Genomic DNA, 17,476 nt, shown 5'->3' on the forward strand with positions numbered 1-17,476 from the left:
TTGGTCATCGGGAGCGGAAATGAAGAGCCTGGAATTATTTCTTTTCGGACACTGCTTTGTAAACCTGATCGATCAGCGTTGTAAGGGCTGTATAGCCGCTGCTGACAATGTAGGCGGCCTGTGGGTCCAGATAGACGATCTGGCCTTTTTTCCACGCTGTGGTTTGGTGAACCAGTTCGTTGTCGAGAACCTTTTGGGATGCATCACCGCCACTGTTGCCCACACCAGCGTCTCGGTCTACGACGAACAGCCAATCAGGATTTGCTTCAAGGAGATACTCGAACGATACGATGTCTCCACCGTGGAAACGGTCGTCAATGTCTTCTGCAACCGTCTTGAAGCCAACTTCTTTGTGCAGCCAGCCAACCCGTGAGTTAGGGCCATAAGCGCCAACTTTGCCCGCATTCGTGACAAGGATCATTGCTGTGCCGGCGTCGGCAGCCACAGCCTTGAGGGCGGCAATTTTTTCGTCGATTGTCGCATCAAGTTTTGCAGCTTCAGCATCCTTACCAAACACTTTACCTAGGGTCAGGATATTGGCCTTGGTGCTCGCAATGTAGTTTTTTGCATCGACAGACATATCCAGCGCTGGGACAATTGCAGAGACTTCTGGATATTTGGCGCGAGAGCGGCCACCAACGATGGCAAGATCTGCTTCTGCCGCATTGATTGCTTCATAATCCGGCTCAAAAAGCGTTCCAACCTTCAAATATTTGGCATCTGAATATTTGGAAAGATATGCTGGCAGGTTGGAGGCCAGGACACCCGCGGGCTCAACGCCCAAAGCATCCATGGTGTCCAGTGAAGGGATGTCGAGAACCAAAACCTTCTGCGGAACGCCCTTGAGTACAGTCTCTCCCTGACCATGCTTGATGCTGATGTCTTGAGCGTTTGCTGTGAGGGCGCCGAACCCGAAAGCTGCGACAGCAAACAGGCGGGCAGGGTGAAGGGGCTTGAAGTTCACTGACATTTCCTTTGTTGTCCCGTAATGAAGAAAGCCACATTTAAGTGTGGTTGGACATTAATATGATATCTTTCGTCATCTTTAATTGCTCAGGTTTACGATGTCAAAAAACCTATTTCAGAACGGTTCTAAATTTCTCTGATGTTAATTTGCTTGATCGACAGGCAGGTTGATAAAGGGACAAAAAAATAGGATTTGGGCATGGAATGGGTGCGAATAACCTCTGTTACGTGCGACGATATGGCGTATCTCTTGCAAGACAAACAAGCACAGGAGGTTCTGATAATGGATGATTTATTTGCGGAGATGAAATCACCAGAGCCGTCTCGGCAGGACTTGGCAGAAGGCGCCGTATTGCTACGTCAACGGGCGCTTGACGTGGAGGACAAGTTACTGGATGGGGTGTGCCAGATTTCCGACCGCGCGCCGTTTCGCAACATGATGACGCCTGGCGGCTTTTCCATGTCGGTTGCCATGACCAACTGCGGTAGGGCAGGTTGGGTTACGGATCGTCGAGGTTATCGATATCAGGAGAATGATCCGGAGACGCGACAGCCGTGGCCTGCCATGCCTGACGTTTTTCGCAAACTTGCCGAACAGGCCGCGGCAGAGGCGGGATACAATGGCTTTTCACCTGATGCTTGCCTGATAAACCGTTACGAGCCCGGTGCACGCATGTCGCTTCATCAGGATCGGGACGAAAAGGATTTTCAAAACCCAATCGTCTCCATATCTCTCGGTCTGCCGGCGACATTCCAGTTCGGAGGTCTAAGACGAACAGATGAGGTCAAAAAATACCTGCTGCAGCATGGCGATGTCGTTGTCTGGGGCGGCGCCTCACGCCTGTTCTACCACGGTGTCCTGACGTTGAAAGACGGCGATCATCCCAAAACCGGTCATGTCAGATACAATCTCACATTCCGCAAGGCGTATTAGTTGGCATGGGAAGCTCGAAAATTGCTCGACCATGCCGAGCTACCGACCAACTCACTGTAAGTTAATGAACTGAAGCTATTGGTAGAGCGCATGCCGGATCAGAACCTTCGTGTAGATGAATGTTCGCGCGGCTAGGTACAGTTTGCTTGAGAAAGACCTTGTGGATGGAAACGCATATTGTTTTTGGCGGATCAGGTTTTATCGGCTCACATTTAATTCGACGTCTCATAAAACAGGGTGATCGCGTCATATCTGTTGACCGGAAGCCACCAAGGGAAAAACTTACAGGGGTTGATTACCGGTCTGCAGATGTTCGCGACCTCTCCGACTTTGACGCAGGTGCCGGTCTCCGGCGCATTTATAATCTGGCGGCTGTTCATACGACACCCGGTCACCCAACCCACGAATATTACGAAACCAATATTCTTGGCGCGACAGAGATTACCGCTTTTGCGCGGCGCTTCGACATCAACGAAATCGTCTTTACGAGCTCAATTTCTGTCTATGGACCAAGTGAGGAAACGAAAAGAGAAACGTCAGAACCAGCGCCCGAATCTGCGTATGGTCGGTCTAAGCTAATGGCTGAACGTATTCAGCGACGTTGGGCTGATGAAAATGAACAGCGGCGCCTTATTATCTGTCGGCCAGCGGTCGTCTTTGGGCACGGGGAGGGCGGCAATTTTACCCGCATGGCAAAGCTTCTTGGTAAAGGATTTTTTGTCTATCCCGGCCGTAAAGACACAGTGAAAGCATGTTTCTATGTGGATGACTTGCTTGACGCATTGGACTTTGCAACGAAGCAGCCTGATCGCTTTGTCCTGTTCAACGGCTGCTATGCAGATCGCTATACTCTTGAGCAGATTGTAGAAACATTGAGGGTTGGATACTTCCAGCGCGCCAAAACATTTCTGGTTCCGCGCATTGCAGTGTCAGTCGCCGCTACACTTTTGAAACCATTCTCGGTGCTGGGGTTAGGAATTCATCCTGACCGCGTCATGAAGCTCGTGCGTTCTACAGACATTATGCCAGAGTGGCTTGCGCAAAAGAAGCAATCAAAAACAGGCATGCTTGCCTCGGCCTTTGACCGATGGAGCAAGGACAGCGGTAGTAGGTTTAATTGATTGCTACAAGCTAGAAAGAAAAAAGCTCCCTAGGCAGCTTTGTTTGTTTTAAGCGATCATTTTGAGAATTGTTTCGCGCACGTATGTTTTTAAACGGAGCTGACTTACCTTGGTATCTTCCGTGGATTTGACCACTTCCAGAGGTTGGTTCAACAGATCCGAAAGCTCTTCCTGAGTTTCGGCAATGTATATGCCCGGACGTTGGCGAAGTTGCGATACCGTCGCGAGCTGGTGATCATTACGATGTTCACCCATCGATGACAGACGCGGGACAAGAATAATCGGTTTCGCGTATTTATAAGCCTTTAGCACAGTCCCAATGCCAGCATGAGCAATGATGACCGAGCACTCTTTCAGCTTTCTATCAAAGTCAATTGGGTCTACCGTCGCGCTAAACTTCATATTTTGCGGTTGGTAGGTGCTGACACCCACCTGCGCAAAAATCTCCTCGTCCAGGGACGGGGCAATATCGTCGATCATTTTGATGAGGCGATCAAAGGGGAGTTGTGTACCGACTGTCACGACAATCATAACAAGGCTCCTTTGTAGGTTGGTCCCTGATTGTCGCTCAAGTGCTCCCATTGGGTAAGCCAGGTGTCTGAAATGTATCGAGCGAGTTTACCGGACATTGATAGTTGTTCAACGTTGGCAAAGCTATCGATCCAAATAGCTTTTGCACCGATGAGCTTACCAAAAGCCATGCAGATGATGCCAGGTGCAGCGCCAGTTGAAACGATAACTTTTGGGCGCACGGTAAACACGATCTTCGCGCATTCAATGAAGCACTTCAGCAAGAGGAGTGGTTGATTGCGATTGCAATCATTGACCACGCGACCCTGCTTACCCGCTTGGATCAGCAGTTCTTCTTTCGTTGTCACGAACACGGGTGACATATCTTCGAAGGCTTCAGAAACAAGGAGCAACTGCTGCCAGTGCCCACCACTCGATGCAACTGCAAGAATATTCTTTTTCATCGATAACCTCACGAATACTGCCGTAAAAAAGTTCTGATGCGCGAACGCACTAGGCGCGGCTCAGTCGACACCAAAGATGTCGCGGGTATAAATTTTAGGGGTCACGTCAGCGATTTCCGGCGTGATGCGATTTGCAAGAATGACGTCGCTGTAAGATTTAAATTCTTCGAGGTCTTTTATAACTCTTGAACGGAAAAATTCACTCTCGTGGTAGCTGGGTTCGTAGACCACGACCTCGATACCCTTGGATTTGATACGCTTCATCACACCCTGAACGGAAGAGTCTCGGAAGTTATCAGAGCCAACCTTCATGGTTAGACGGTAAACGCCGACAACTTTTGGACCCAGTCGCTGAATGCTCTCGGAGATGAAATCCTTTCGTGTGGAATTCGAGTCAACGATAGCACGGATGAGAGATTGTGGTACTTCGCTGTAGTTGGCCAGCAACTGTTTTGTATCTTTCGGCAGGCAGTATCCGCCATAACCGAAGGAGGGATTGTTGTAATGGTTGCCAATACGCGGGTCGAGGCACACACCATCGATGATTTCGCGGGTAGCAAGCCCGCGCGACGCGGCGTAGGTGTCAACCTCATTGAAATATGCAACGCGCATGGCGAGATATGTATTGGCGAAAAGCTTGATAGCTTCCGCCTCGCTTGCGCCGGTAAACAGAACTGGCACGTTTTTCTTGACCGCACCTTCAAGCAACAGGTCTGCAAAAGCTTTCGCAGCATCTGACTTGTCGCCTACAATAATACGCGACGGATGCAGGTTGTCATGAAGTGCTTTACCTTCACGCAGGAACTCCGGCGAGAAGATGATGTTCGAATAACCCGTCTGCTCCCTCAGTCCTTCGGTGAAGCCAACAGGGATGGTTGACTTGATGACAATACATGCCTTGCGATTGACTGCAAGGACGGCATTTACCGCAGACTGAACCGCTGTTGTGTTGAAGTAGTTGGTCAGCGGGTCGTAGTTCGTTGGTGTTGCAACGATCACGAAATCCGCGTCTGTATAGGCTTCCACACTGTCGGTTGTGGCCGACAGGTTCAGTTCTTTCGTGGCGAGAAACTCTTCGATATCTTTGTCGACAATGGGCGACTTGCGCGCAGCGACAAGGTCAACACGTTGCTGAACTAGGTCAACAGCGACGACTTCATGATTCTGAGCGATGAGAACGGCGTTGGACAGACCAACGTAACCAAGTCCGGCTACTGCAATTTTCATATAAAAAACTTCATAAATGAGTAAGCAAAAATCGCTTGTTGCGACGTTAATACCACCTAATTAATAGTGATTATCTTCTCTTAGCGGTAAGGTTTTGTCAATCTTTTGTGGCTCAGTGCGAAGAAGGTTCGCCGCTCATGTGCGAAAATGGTAAATTCAAAAGTGAGCCTCATTATGGCATGGTTTTTTTGAGCAGTTCCTCTTATTGTTTGTAAGCGAAAGTCTCCAAAATAAATATGTCAGTTGTTTTTTGATCGTGCTGGCGTGGGATAAAATAGCGGTTCTTATGCGTATGACACGACTGGAGCCGTCGTGAAGACTGCAATCGTGGGCTAGAAGACTGAAAATAGAAAGTTTTTTTCATCTCAACCATGCCAATGATTGAAATGGTTGAAGTTTTTTTGATCGTAATTTGTTCAGGTCGGTATTTTTTATCGGAAGGCGCGGCGGCGGAGATCACCGTGATGCCATAACAATATCCGGGCATTATTGTGCCTAAAATCAAACCGCTTAACCAGGGCAGCCCGGGGTATTTAGTCTTATCAAAAAAATAGAATCTGTAACCTTTCTGTTGCCGTGGGAAGTGGCTTTCCTTGCGTTTTGGAGGCGCTCTCGATAACTTCAGGCAAAAGAACTTATTTTTGATACATAATTTTTATATCCACTGAGCGACAATCAAATATCGAAATTTAAATAAAATTTGCTCGAGGCACCTAAAACATAAGTAGATAATGATCGCATTTTTACCGTCGTATTTTATTGGTTTCGGCTAAATAACCTACCTTTAGGTGCCCTTAAAAACGCTTTACGTATTGCATATTAGATCGGGAAATTATGAGCGAGTTCTCATTGAGGGACAGTCTACCTCTTACATTGTTTTCAACTGTTGATATGCAATCTGATCGGGGGGATGTGCTTCGGCGCATGCTTGAATCAGTCGTTGCCTTCCAAGCCCGGCGCAGTGTGGATGTTAAATTGTTCATTCTGCTTCAGAGATGCGACGAGGATGGCTTCGACAATTTTAAAAAGCAGTGGCCGGACTGGGTTAAGCCACTAAAGCAATCTGGACGCATGTCTCTGTCTGCCGCACGTAATGCAATGCTAGCAAATATTGAAGCCACTGAACGACTTCAGTCAGATGGTGTGGTGGCTTTTCCTGATGATGATGCATGGTATCCAGACGGCACCCTCGATAGGATTGTCGATGATTTTACGGCAGACAAAACACTTGATTTCTGGTTTAGCCGTTATGGCATGCAAGCCGTTTCGGCATTAAATTACAAAGCTGTTTCCCCATCACTTCAAAAAGTCATATCCCTGGCGTCATCAAATACAATAGTTGTTCGATCTAATGTCGCCAGCCAGATTGGTGGGTTTGATTTAGATTTAGGTGTTGGTGCTATCCTTTCAGGAGGGGAAGATACAGACTATGCCATTCGGGCATACAAAGCCTCAAGGAAGACATTATTCATTGATGCAAAGTGCGTGGGGCATCGTGATCCGCAACCGGCATTAAAGGCGAAATATTATCCTGGTTCTCTGCGCGCCATCGCCAAAAACACGAGTTTCCATTTGACGGGAATAATAGCGCTTTTCCGTAAGCTTCTGGTGGGAGGCTTTTTGTCTTTGCGCGGAGGGATGGCCCTACGTGACTATATAGCAGCAATCAGGAGTTCATTCGCTCGCTAGAGTGGTGAAACAGAGGAAAATTTATGCTTCGTTCGCTTAATCAATTCATTAAGGTCCAACGGTTTGTTGTTGGTTGTAAGCGTCTCTATCCTGAGAAATTATCGTGTATGCATTTTCATTTTATCGTTTTCATCTCATCCGGTTCTAGACGCGGTGAAACGCATCCAAGCGGGATGCATATCCCTGATGAAACCTATATTTCCCTTGCCCCTGCTATTCTTGCGAATGACATGAGACGTGCAATCAAGGCACAATACGTCCGCGTGCTGGGACGGTTATTTTTAGCTAATTTAAGACTGCTCTCACTCAAGGCGCGATGCGCTCGTAGTCGTTTGTGCAAACTTACCGCACTGTTAGATGGCCTGCCGACCACGTCGAAGGTCTCAAAACGTAACTTAGTATTGCCATTTCGGCAGTTTGTAGTATGACTGTGCGGCGTACTCTGACTGCCGCCGCTTGGAGCTTTGCCGCTAATTGGGGGCAGCAGCTAGCATCTACGGCGATCTTTTTCTACCTTGCCTATAGGCTTGGCCCATCCGATTTTGGTGTTGTTGCCATGGCCGCTGCGGTGGTAGACCTGTTGACCCAGCTCGCGCGCTTCGGTCAGGTGGAAGCATTACTGCAAGGTGGTGACGATACAGATAGCAAGGACATCAACACCTCGTATTGGTTCCTTATCGCCGTCGGAGTGGTACTCGGGCTTGTCATTCTGCTCCTCAGCCAATTTGCGGAAGCGTTGTACGAGGACAGCCGCATTCCGTTGATCCTGTTGCTCCTTGCTCCCATTCCGCTGATTCAGAACTTGACGCTGACACATGAGTATCTGTTGCGCCGTGAGATGGCCTTCAAGGGCATAGCTGTGCGCAACGTCAGCGCCACAATGATCAGCGGAGTAGTCACCGTTGCGTTGGCATTCACAGGTTTTGGGTATTTCGCACTCGTTGCCCAAAAACTTCTGTTCACAATCGTCAACAGCCTGGCTCTTGGTATTTACCGCAAATGGTGGCCAGAGCTCGTTTTCGATACGGGTCGGATGCGTATGCTGGTGGCGGCGGGCTTTAATGTCTCACTCTCAAATCTAACTGTCCTGGCAAATACTCGTATTATAGACCTGTTTGTAGGGCATTATTTTGGTTTCGCTGTTCTGGGCAATCTACGTATCGCATGGCGATTGTTTGATCTGATGCTTCAGTTCACTCTGCAGCCATTGGCCAGTGTGGCGTTAAGCGCCTTCACGGAAAATCGGGCTTCACGTGAGAGTATTGCCGGTCAGTTCATCGGCTATGCCGGAGCGCTGGCCCTCATAGGCTATCCGGTGTTCGCTGGCATGCTTATGATCTCCAGTGATGCGGTTGAGCTGATGTTCGGTACGCGCTGGCAGTTAGCGGGCAATATGCTGCTCGTCCTTTGCCTCAGTTTTACCGTGCTACCGGTGAATTATTTGTTCCCTGCAACAATGTTGGCAGTACAGAGAACTGATACATTGCGTAGGCAGGCTCTGGCGCAGTTTCTTTTCACGCTCTGCACAGTTGCTGTCTCGGCCCAATTTAGCATTGAAGCCGTGCTTACCGTGCATGTCCTGCGGGTTTATATTTTTGCTGCCTATAATTTCGTGGCGGTCCGCAATGCTGTTGGGGTTTCTTCCATGCAGGTGGCTTCGGTTCTTTTGGGACCTCTTGTCTCTGTACTGGGGCTAGCCGGTGTTATCCTGGCTTTCCGGCATTTAGCACCAGGAACCGACGGGACCTTGCGCCTTATCATAGAAGTATTTTTGGGTGGAGTTGTTTTTGTTTTTATTGCGCTGGCTGGAGAGTTTTCAGGTCTCTTTAAACCATGTGCTAAGCCATTTGTCTCGATGATGCTAAGGAAAATCAGGAAAGTACGTCATGCAGAATAAATTCAAGCTCCACTACTATCGGCATCCGTTGACCAACTTTGGCGATGAACTGAATGGCTGGATGTGGGAGCGACTGGCTCCTGGCGCATGGGTTGATGTTGCTTCGAAGTCCTTCTGCGGTATCGGCACCCTGATTGATACCACCCTGCCGCCTGCTGAATATCGCGTCATCTTCTCTAGCGGTGTTGGCTATGGCCCGCTACCAGGTCGCGAGCTTTTGGAAAAGACGCGTTTTGCCTGCGTTCGCGGTCCGTTGTCCGCACGCGTGCTTGGGTTAGGCAGCAATCTGGCCGTCACGGACGGTGCGGCATTGCTCAGCTTTCTTCCTGAATGCCAGCCTCTGCCGGAAAGCGAGCGTAAGGGAGTTGTTTTCATGCCTCATCATTTGGGCATGGAAGACGGCCAGTTAGAGGAAGCCTGCCGCCTTGCTGGCATTGAATACCTGAGCCCTCATGACGATAGCAAGAGCACAGTTCAGCGTCTACGCTCGGCGAAGTTGGTGATTGCGGATGCCATGCATGCGGCGATCGTGGCCGATACACTCCGCGTGCCTTGGGTTCCGGTGCAGACCTCCTCGGAGATCAACAGCTTCAAGTGGTTGGATTGGACCGGATCGCTGGATCTTCCCTATAACGCGACACGGCTGCCTTCTAGTTCGGCACTAGAAGCTGTGCGTGATGTCAGCTTGGTACTGCGCGCCGGTAACTTTGCAGTCAGGGACGCAACTGTCGACGCCGCGCTAGCTCATTACCAGCGCTATCAGCGCGCACGCTTGTCATCGTTATGGGTGCCGCGGCGCAATATTGTCGCCGGCCTACACAAGCGGGTAGCACGGCCGTTGCTTCGTTCTGAGCTAGCGGCGCCCCTTGTTCGGAAGGCTGATCGACGCGCGTTGGAACGCACTGCTGAGGCGCTTCAGAAGTCAGTTTCGCTGCCGTCTTACCTAAGCAGTCACAAGGTGTTCGACGACCGTCGCTTTGAACTCGCCAGACGTCTCGCGGTCGAAACAGGGCAGGCAGTTATCTTATGAATGCAACAAGAGCTTTAATAGAGCAATTATGTCTAGGATTGCCTGGGAGCCGCCTATCATCGTGAGAGGGGTCTCGCAATGTGCTTATGAGATACGCCAGCACCTGCCGTTAGCTGTTGGGCAGACCGATATATCAGATTTCGCGTACCAACGAACGGCTGTCATGAAATCGGCACAGCGCATCGCTAGGCAGCGCCGAACAACTGGAGCAGTTGATCAAGTGGGAGTTTGACAAATTGGGTTGTTAAACTGATCAATACGAGTTTCTGTATGCTCCACGACGTGAGTTTTTTTTGCAAACAGGTTCCGATGCTCTGGTTAATCCGGGGCTTGAAATGTTTGCCGCCTTTCATGCGTTAGGTTCCAAGCCTTTGCGCGCGTGTTAGAACTTCAGTCATTGCGGTGTGAAAACGATTGGAGTTGTTGCCGTTTGTGGCTTTGCGGCTCGAAAGCAGTGTCACGAGCAGCCTCTGTGCGGTGTCAGGCGCTCAGTTGGATTCAACTTGCCCGCATTGTTTGGCACTACTGAAGACCTGCCAACATTGCATTCGCGACCCGATCCATTGATTTTCCGGTAGAGATCGACAATCTATAGGGTCGGCTTCATAGTGGACGCAGAGCCTGCTCCCGCATTTAGCCAGATTGTTTACCATTCCCGCTATCGAAGCCGGTTCAGAGGAAATGTCACCGGAGACGGGACTTCGCCTTCGGCAATCGCAATCTTCAACTTTTTGATGGCGCTAGTATGATAAAGGCTTCGTAATTGTATTTTTTACGTTACCTTGTTGGTCGGTGTGTTGCCTTCTTCGATCGAAAGCTCACACAATCTTCGGCGCGGATGGGCATCATTCACCAACAAAGATATGCTCTTATGTCACCAATAGTCACTGCAGTAAATTTGCAACCGATCCACTTTCACTGACCAGTGGATCGGCGCTGCATGTTTAAGCCTGAGTTAAAGGCGTTGATGCGAAATAAAACGATATCTCACGAAACCAAAACCTTCTGGCGAAGATACACACCGTATTGACTTTTCCCATAAGCATCCGCGAGGTTTTCGAGGTCTGCTCTCGAGATGAAGCTCTTGTGATATGCGATTTCTTCAGGGCAGCAGATCTTAACACCTTGCCGACGCTCGAGGGTGGCGACGAACTCACCGGCGTTAAGCAAGCTATCGGGTGTGCCTGTATCGAACCATGCGTAACCACGACCGAGAATCTGCACGTCTAGCAAGCCTTGTAATAAATAGGCGCGGTTGACATCCGTAATTTCCAATTCACCACGGTGTGAGGGCTTCAGGTTACTTGCTATTTCAACGACATTATGATCGTAGAAATACAAACCAGTTACGGCATGACTTGACTTCGGTTTTTCTGGCTTTTCTTCGATCGATAGTGCCTTCAAGTTGCTGTCAAACTCGACAACGCCGTAGCGTTCTGGATCGGACACTTGATATGCGAATACAGTGGCTCCTCTGAGGTTTTTTACCGCTTGCTCAAATACGTCAGTGATCCCATGGCCATAGAAGATGTTGTCTCCAAGAATAAGGCAGGAAGAGCTTTCACCAACAAAATCAGCGCCGATTATGTAAGCTTGTGCCAAGCCACCAGGCTCGGGTTGCACTGCATAGCTTAATGATATACCCCACTGAGAGCCGTCACCAAGAAGACGTTGGAACAATGGCATGTCAACTGGGGTGGAAATGATCATAATTTCCCGAATGCCTGCCAGCATTAACGTTGACAATGGGTAGTAGATCATAGGTTTGTCGTACACAGGCATTAGCTGTTTGGAAATCACCCTCGTCATTGGGTGGAGTCTAGTGCCGCTACCGCCAGCTAGAATGATACCCTTCATGTCGTACTGATCCTTTTTAAAATGATTTACCGACGTGGTACAAAGTTGCCGTCGGCCAGAGCGCTGTCACACTAACCTCGCAACGACAGTCGCGGTGGATGACTGCCAATTCGGTAGTTTGACTCCGTGGATACTTGAAAGTTTCGTACAATCGAGCCTAGAGTTTGCGGGGCGCTTTGCCAGCGTGGGATATGAGCTCGACGCTATTCGAAAAATAGACGTGTCCGGCCCTCCGATAGTTCTTGAGCGCGCGAAGATCTCGGTGGCGAAGTCTGCCCAGCTTGCCTCGCCGCTACCGGACATGTGGAACACGCCACGCAAGTTTTCTGCATCGCTGTTAATGAGATTGCTCGACACCGTTAGAACCGCATCAGCGATGTCTAGCGCCGATGTAGGATTACCAATCTGATCATCAACGACGTTTAGAATATCGCGCGTTTCTGCTAGACTCATCATGGTTTTTACAAAATTTTTGCCAAAGGGACTGTAAACCCAAGCCGTCCGCAAAATCGCATGATTGCGCGTTGCCAAGCATATCTCTCGTTCTCCGGTTAGTTTCGACCGACCGTATGCATTTATCGGGTCTACAGTATCGTTTTCATGATACGGCGAAGCTTTTTTGCCATTGAAAACGTAATCCGTAGAGAGGTGTACAACTGGAACGCGAAGGCGGGCTGCAGCGGTTGCTATTGCCCCTGCAGCAGCGCCGTTGATTACAGTTGCAACCGCCTCATCCACTTCCGCTTGGTCAACAGCTGTATATGCTGCGGCCGAAATGATGATGTCAGGCTCTAGCACGCGTAACGCAGCTTCGATCGTTTCAGGCTGTGAAAGATCGAGTTTCGGTCTGCCCACCGCGATGACTTCGAATTGTTCCGTGAGGGTAGCGCGCTCTACCAGTGCAGTAACGACTTGTCCTGAGTTGCCAGTTACCACCATACGCTTTTGACGGCTAATGCTCATGCCAAACCCTGTTGTCTTCCACCAGTTTCCAATAGGCCGAGCCTTGTTCCTGTGTACTTGCTTCGCAGGGGGGCCCACCACCAGTGATTTTTAAGATACCAATGTACCGTTTTTTCAATGCCACTCTCGAAATTTTCAAGAGCTTTCCAGCCGAGTTCAGATTCCAGCTTCGCAGCATTAATCGCATAGCGAGCATCGTGACCGGGTCTGTCAGTCACATGGTTAATTAACTTGGAATGAGCCGAAGCACTTGGGTTAACCTGATCCATCACCTCACAAATGCGGGTTACTACGTCGATATTGCGACGTTCATTGCGACCGCCTACATTGTATGTTTCTCCGATACGTCCTCGTTCTGCAATAATATCGAGTGCCCGAGCATGATCCTCAACATAAAGCCAATCGCGAACATGTTTGCCGCTTCCATAGACTGGGAGGGGTTTTCCTTCCATAGCGTTGAGGATCGTGAGGGGTATAAGCTTTTCAGGGAAGTGAAAAGGACCGTAGTTGTTGGAGCAATTAGAAATTATAACTGGAAAGTTGTAAGTGCGAGCCCAAGCCTTGGCGAGATGGTCAGAAGCGGCTTTTGAAGCGGAATAGGGCGAGCTCGGGTCGTAAGGCGTCTCTTCAGTAAATAACCCATTATCACCGAGCGAGCCGTAGACCTCATCAGTTGAGACATGTAGGAAGCGAAACGCGGGTTTTATCTCCGGTTCCAACGTCGACCAGTAGCGCCTAGCGCATTCCAACATGGTAAACGTTCCGATTATGTTGGTATCGACAAAGTCCTTTGCGCCTGTAATAGAGCGATCTACATGGCTCTCAGCAGCCAAATGCATCACTCTGTGAGGTTTGAAGCTCGTGAATGCTTCCGATATTGCTTTTGGGTCGCAAATGTCAGCCTTAAGAAAACGATATGCTTTGTTACCGTTTACTGCAGTTAACGAAGCTTCGTTGCCCGCGTATGTGAGCTTATCGACGTTCAGAACTTCGTAGCCTTTATCCAGGATAAGGTGACGAACTACTGCTGAACCGATGAAACCGGCGCCGCCAGTAACCATTATTCGCATTGTGTGTATCTCCATCAGTATATCGGTTTAGGGCCGCTTTGGTATCACAGATGATACAAACCCTCTGTGGCAACCATAGCTACAAAAATGCGTCCACCGGTCGACATTATTTAGCCGCGTGTTCGTATTTGAAAGTTGTGTTTACTTCGGCTAGCGAGGGTTGATTGCGATCTTTTTCGGAAAGTACTACCGCCGCTAAATCGACGGGCCATTTGATGCCAATGGCCGGATCATTCCACAAAAGACCCCGATCGTGTTCGGCACTGTAATAATTCGTTACTTTATAACTAATTTCTGTGTTGGGCATTGTTGTGCAGAAGCCATGTGCAAAGCCAGGCGGAACCCAAAGTTGACGGCCGTTTTCTGCCGACAGTTCAACTGCTACATGGTGTCCGTACGTGGGTGATCCCAAGCGTAGATCAACAGCGACGTCTAAGAGTGCTCCGGCGACGCAGCGCACCAATTTACCCTGAGCCATCGGATCCGTTTGGAAATGCAATCCGCGAACAGTTCCAGCCTCAACAGATAATGACTGATTATCCTGCACGAAATCCAGCGGGCCGATTTTTTCCTCTAAGATAGATCGCTTATAGGTTTCCATGAAATATCCGCGTCCATCACCTATTTTTTTTGGCGTTATCAATACAACATCACCTATTTCGGTTGTTTCAAATTTCATGATTTATCCATTTTTTCTTAATTCATTTCACTCGACGTTTCTTCTCTTAGGCAATCTATTTTTAGAACCTCAGATTGCTGTATCCTAGTATGATTTTTTCTTCTCTATAGCGATTAAAGTAGTATCGCAGCGCAATCAAACTAGTGAGATCAAATTTCAATAATGCATTAAAAATTAACGCAACCAAGGGTTGTTAAATAAGCTTATTGGGCAAGAAAAAGGCGGTGATTGATGTAGTCGATTGCGCAAAGAAATTCGTATAAAAATGATCAAATTTGGAAAATTTAATAGACTACACTGCATATAATTTATCTTTTATTGTGGCTGGTTTGTTTTGGCTTGAAGAACTCAGCATGATCGATTTTTCTGCGGCGCAGACAAAATAAGGAAGTATAAGAATGAGAATAGCTGTAATCGACGAAAATGTATTGTCGGTTGTGGAGTAAATCGCAAACACTGCAACTGAACAGGGCATGAGTAAATCATTTCTGATTTTCGCGGCGTTCCAAGCGACAAACAAAAGTGTTAGCATTAATAGAAGGCAAGCCGATGATGCAAAAACTCCGAGCTCGAGCTGAAGGCGGAGATATTCGTCATGAGCTGCAGTAGTTCCTACGATTATCTCAAGCCAAGGAGGCACAAAACTCGGTTGATGGCCAAGCCCCACTCCTGCATAATAAAAATTTGCCTTAACATACTCTAGATACTCCCACAGATAATCTCTACCACTTAATGAGTTGTCCATGAATCGATCTATGGTACTTCCCCCAAAAACGATAATGAATACACTCAGAAACATTATAGCAAGGGAGATAAACAAGCCACTTCGGAAGCTTAACTTTATTCGCGTGGCCACTGTCGCGGCGACCAAGACCGCAGTAGCTGCGATCCCCATGCGTCCCCCGGATAATATAAGAATTCCAATATTTACGGGTAGAATTACAGCCGAATGGCGATGTTTATGCGCATATGCAAGCATAGCAGCGAAAGTACCTACCATCGCCACGGCCGTCATTCCGGCAGGAATAAGTGAGCCTTGAAGCCTTAGAAAACCACCATCTAGTCCAGACCATATGGTGTAGATGCCGAAAGTTTGGAGAATAATTCCCCAAATGACGGCGATTATCGGAAGTTTCATAACGAACGAAACAATATTTTTCGCATCACTTACAGTCGGCCTGAACGTGAATAGAATCCACGGCCCTACAAAGCTAATTAGGCTCCGAAAATATCTATCTTCAGAGAAAGATTGGTTATCACTACCAATCGCGGCGAAGAGAGTACAAAAAATAATAAGAATTATAATAACTACTCTAGTAGGGTATATTTTTCTCGTAGCCAGAAATAAAATACCAGATGCCAGAATGGTGAATTTATTTATCTGGTTCATATTCTCGATATGAAAAATAATCGCTGGATTCAATACTAACAAAAGCAGTGACATTTTTAACAACACTATACCAGCGTTATCAAAGAGCTTTGCCATAATTCGGCGCTGAGGTTTGCGTTGAGCTACTCTCCCCCCATTAGGGTATGTCGAGATGGTGACCATTTACTCTCATTGCTCCATACATTCGCGATAGGTGTAAACTGATGGAAGCCTATCCTTTTCGTGTAGCCACAAACGCCCGCTCTTTAGTGTTTGGCAGAGTCGCATGAGAATAACCTGGGCTTATATAGGAAGTACCGCATTGGTTTAGTTCTGGTGAACAAAAATAGCCAGTGGAAGTTCCAGGAGTTGACCTAACCGAAAGGCCATTCGGTGGCGCGACTTGCGCTCCACTATTATATTTGGATATTGGGTCGCCAGTAATCTGGGTCTGTGATGACCAACTCCAGCGAGATGCGAAGCAGTTAGTCATTAATTGCCTCCATTCTGTATTTCTCAGAGTTGCAAAAAAGCTTGTCGAGCCATCCGATAATCTTGCTTGGTCGTCGTCACTCTTATAGGCACGGAACTGCACGTTGGAGTACCACCAGTCGTAAAGCCTCTCAAGACCTTTAACAGTATTAGGTTGTGCAATAAACGCATTCCCTCCCTTTGCGAGAAAATCACTGCGCTCTACGAATAGCTTCGATGGTCCTCTGTAAGCCTGGAAACCATCGGGGTGCGTCCAATCATCATGAAACCGATGATGAAATCCTCTCGAGTGGAGATTTGCGCCTTGGAAAATAGCATCTGCATAGCGGTTGTCGATGTTGATGCCGTCGTTCTGCCAATCTCCACCGAGTAATAATCCTTCAGCATGGCATACGCCACGCCAGTTTTTTAAGGTAAGCGCGTTGACCGCTGCTAAATATCTGTTTGACCGTGGCAATTCGGTGTAGGAGCCTTCCAACTCCTTAGTAATTAACGATACTCGTCCGAGAGCTGCGTTGGCATGCGGAACGACCTTCCATGGTCCTCCGATTCCAGATCCTGTCACTGAGTGACATGCCCCAAGTCCTAGCGTCTTCTCGATAGCCATTTTTATCTGTTGGGCGTCGGCGTCAAACGGAAGAGCATCTGTCTCCGCGGGTGCAATTGAGTACCGTCCAGTTTTTTCTTCGCATCTGATTTTGAAACTGCCACCTGTGGCGCCTCGGAAGCCGATCTCTGTGTAAACCGCAAAATCACTGCCATCATTTAGGAGCATGGTTAATGGGTCATAGTTGCTGTGACATTCAATATGACCACCGATGATAATAACGTGCCTTGCCAAGCCACGGCCATCAATTTCGACACTACCGTTAACCCTTTCGTGTGGCAGCATCACTAGATGATCTCCCTCACCAAGTTGAAACTTTCCGCCGTTTGCGGTGATTTTGACTAACTGGGGATTTTTGAGATCTGGTGGAGTGAGAGTTAATGGCAATTCCGAGGCGAAGGTTTGTCTGCATTGCGCGGTAGCAATGCCTGTACCCAAGGCCAAAAAAAGACGCCTTGAGATCGCAATTCCGTTCCTCGTCCTCATTTTGGGCCCCTTGCTATTTCCAAACTATCATACGGATTTCGTTCAAAGTTAATTTCGTATTTAGCTAATGTCTAATCGGTCGAAAAACCAATCATGAGTTGGTGTAACCAAAATC

Annotated in this window: 16 protein-coding genes; 6 read left to right on the forward strand and 10 right to left on the reverse strand. The window is 48.3% G+C overall.

The genetic code is table 11. From position 1 onward, the window contains the following. Positions 1-34 precede the first annotated feature (34 nt). Positions 35-964, reverse strand: coding sequence for a siderophore ABC transporter substrate-binding protein (locus ACZ5FM_RS21090; RefSeq protein WP_464040646.1), 930 nt, complete (start codon positions 962-964; stop codon positions 35-37). Positions 965-1,249: 285 nt separating this feature from the next. Between ACZ5FM_RS21090 and alkB the strand changes: the two genes are divergently transcribed. Both alkB and ACZ5FM_RS21100 read left to right on the forward strand, forming a co-directional pair. Beyond that, positions 1,250-1,900 carry a DNA oxidative demethylase AlkB gene (gene alkB, locus ACZ5FM_RS21095; protein ID WP_464040647.1) on the forward strand — a complete coding sequence of 217 codons (651 nt, stop codon included), beginning with the start codon at positions 1,250-1,252 and terminating at the stop codon, positions 1,898-1,900. Between the two features lie 164 nt (positions 1,901-2,064). Next, positions 2,065-3,021, forward strand: a complete 957-nt coding sequence (locus tag ACZ5FM_RS21100; RefSeq protein WP_464040648.1) for an NAD-dependent epimerase/dehydratase family protein — start codon at positions 2,065-2,067, stop codon at positions 3,019-3,021. A gap of 48 nt (positions 3,022-3,069) precedes the next feature. Here ACZ5FM_RS21100 and ACZ5FM_RS21105 read toward each other — a convergent pair whose 3' ends face one another. The 3 genes from ACZ5FM_RS21105 to ACZ5FM_RS21115 are packed head-to-tail and all read right to left on the reverse strand — an operon-like array spanning position 3,070 to position 5,222. Continuing rightward, entirely contained in the window at positions 3,070-3,552 is a 483-nt protein-coding gene (locus ACZ5FM_RS21105; RefSeq protein ID WP_464040649.1) for a glycosyltransferase, read from the reverse strand. After that, entirely contained in the window at positions 3,549-3,995 is a 447-nt protein-coding gene (locus tag ACZ5FM_RS21110; RefSeq protein WP_312947827.1) for a glucuronosyltransferase, read from the reverse strand. Before ACZ5FM_RS21110 ends, ACZ5FM_RS21105 begins: the two co-directional genes overlap by 4 nt. A 60-nt stretch (positions 3,996-4,055) precedes the next feature. After that, entirely contained in the window at positions 4,056-5,222 is a 1,167-nt protein-coding gene (locus ACZ5FM_RS21115) for a nucleotide sugar dehydrogenase (protein ID WP_464040650.1), read from the reverse strand. A gap of 834 nt (positions 5,223-6,056) precedes the next feature. Here ACZ5FM_RS21115 and ACZ5FM_RS21120 point away from each other — a divergent pair. From ACZ5FM_RS21120 to ACZ5FM_RS21135, 4 genes are read left to right on the forward strand one after another with little or no spacing between them, the layout of a single operon-like run. Then, on the forward strand, positions 6,057-6,911 hold the full coding sequence (locus ACZ5FM_RS21120) for a glycosyltransferase family 2 protein (RefSeq protein WP_464040651.1): 855 nt from the start codon (positions 6,057-6,059) through the stop codon (positions 6,909-6,911). A 23-nt stretch (positions 6,912-6,934) separates the two neighbouring features. Then, positions 6,935-7,339, forward strand: a complete 405-nt coding sequence (locus ACZ5FM_RS21125; RefSeq protein ID WP_464040652.1) for a hypothetical protein — start codon at positions 6,935-6,937, stop codon at positions 7,337-7,339. Further along, a complete protein-coding gene (locus ACZ5FM_RS21130) occupies positions 7,336-8,808 on the forward strand; it encodes an oligosaccharide flippase family protein (RefSeq protein ID WP_464040653.1) in 1,473 nt (490 codons plus the stop codon). Before ACZ5FM_RS21125 ends, ACZ5FM_RS21130 begins: the two co-directional genes overlap by 4 nt. Continuing rightward, the gene (locus ACZ5FM_RS21135; protein WP_464040654.1) at positions 8,798-9,838 is read left to right on the forward strand and encodes a glycosyltransferase family protein; all 1,041 of its coding nucleotides are present in this window, start codon (positions 8,798-8,800) and stop codon (positions 9,836-9,838) included. The genes ACZ5FM_RS21130 and ACZ5FM_RS21135 overlap by 11 nt, the downstream gene beginning before the upstream one ends. A gap of 987 nt (positions 9,839-10,825) precedes the next feature. Here ACZ5FM_RS21135 and rfbA read toward each other — a convergent pair. The 6 genes from rfbA to ACZ5FM_RS21165 all read right to left on the reverse strand — a co-directional run bounded on the left by rfbA (position 10,826) and on the right by ACZ5FM_RS21165 (position 17,319). Beyond that, on the reverse strand, positions 10,826-11,695 hold the full coding sequence (rfbA, locus tag ACZ5FM_RS21140) for a glucose-1-phosphate thymidylyltransferase RfbA (protein ID WP_464040655.1): 870 nt from the start codon (positions 11,693-11,695) through the stop codon (positions 10,826-10,828). 66 nt (positions 11,696-11,761) lie between these two features. Beyond that, positions 11,762-12,658, reverse strand: coding sequence for a dTDP-4-dehydrorhamnose reductase (rfbD, locus tag ACZ5FM_RS21145; protein ID WP_464040656.1), 897 nt, complete (start codon positions 12,656-12,658; stop codon positions 11,762-11,764). After that, complete coding sequence (gene rfbB / locus ACZ5FM_RS21150) at positions 12,655-13,728, reverse strand: dTDP-glucose 4,6-dehydratase (protein WP_464040657.1); 1,074 nt, start codon at positions 13,726-13,728, stop codon at positions 12,655-12,657. Before rfbB ends, rfbD begins: the two co-directional genes overlap by 4 nt. Positions 13,729-13,834: 106 nt before the next feature. After that, positions 13,835-14,407, reverse strand: coding sequence for a dTDP-4-dehydrorhamnose 3,5-epimerase (gene rfbC, locus ACZ5FM_RS21155; protein WP_464040658.1), 573 nt, complete (start codon positions 14,405-14,407; stop codon positions 13,835-13,837). Between the two features lie 292 nt (positions 14,408-14,699). Then, positions 14,700-15,959: a hypothetical protein gene (locus ACZ5FM_RS21160; RefSeq protein WP_464040659.1), complete on the reverse strand. Its 1,260-nt coding sequence runs from the start codon at positions 15,957-15,959 to the stop codon at positions 14,700-14,702. A 49-nt stretch (positions 15,960-16,008) separates the two neighbouring features. Next, complete coding sequence (locus ACZ5FM_RS21165) at positions 16,009-17,319, reverse strand: hypothetical protein (RefSeq protein WP_464040660.1); 1,311 nt, start codon at positions 17,317-17,319, stop codon at positions 16,009-16,011. Between the last annotated feature and the right edge of the window lie 157 nt (positions 17,320-17,476).

The organism is Agrobacterium sp. 5Ca50 (assembly GCF_055381905.1).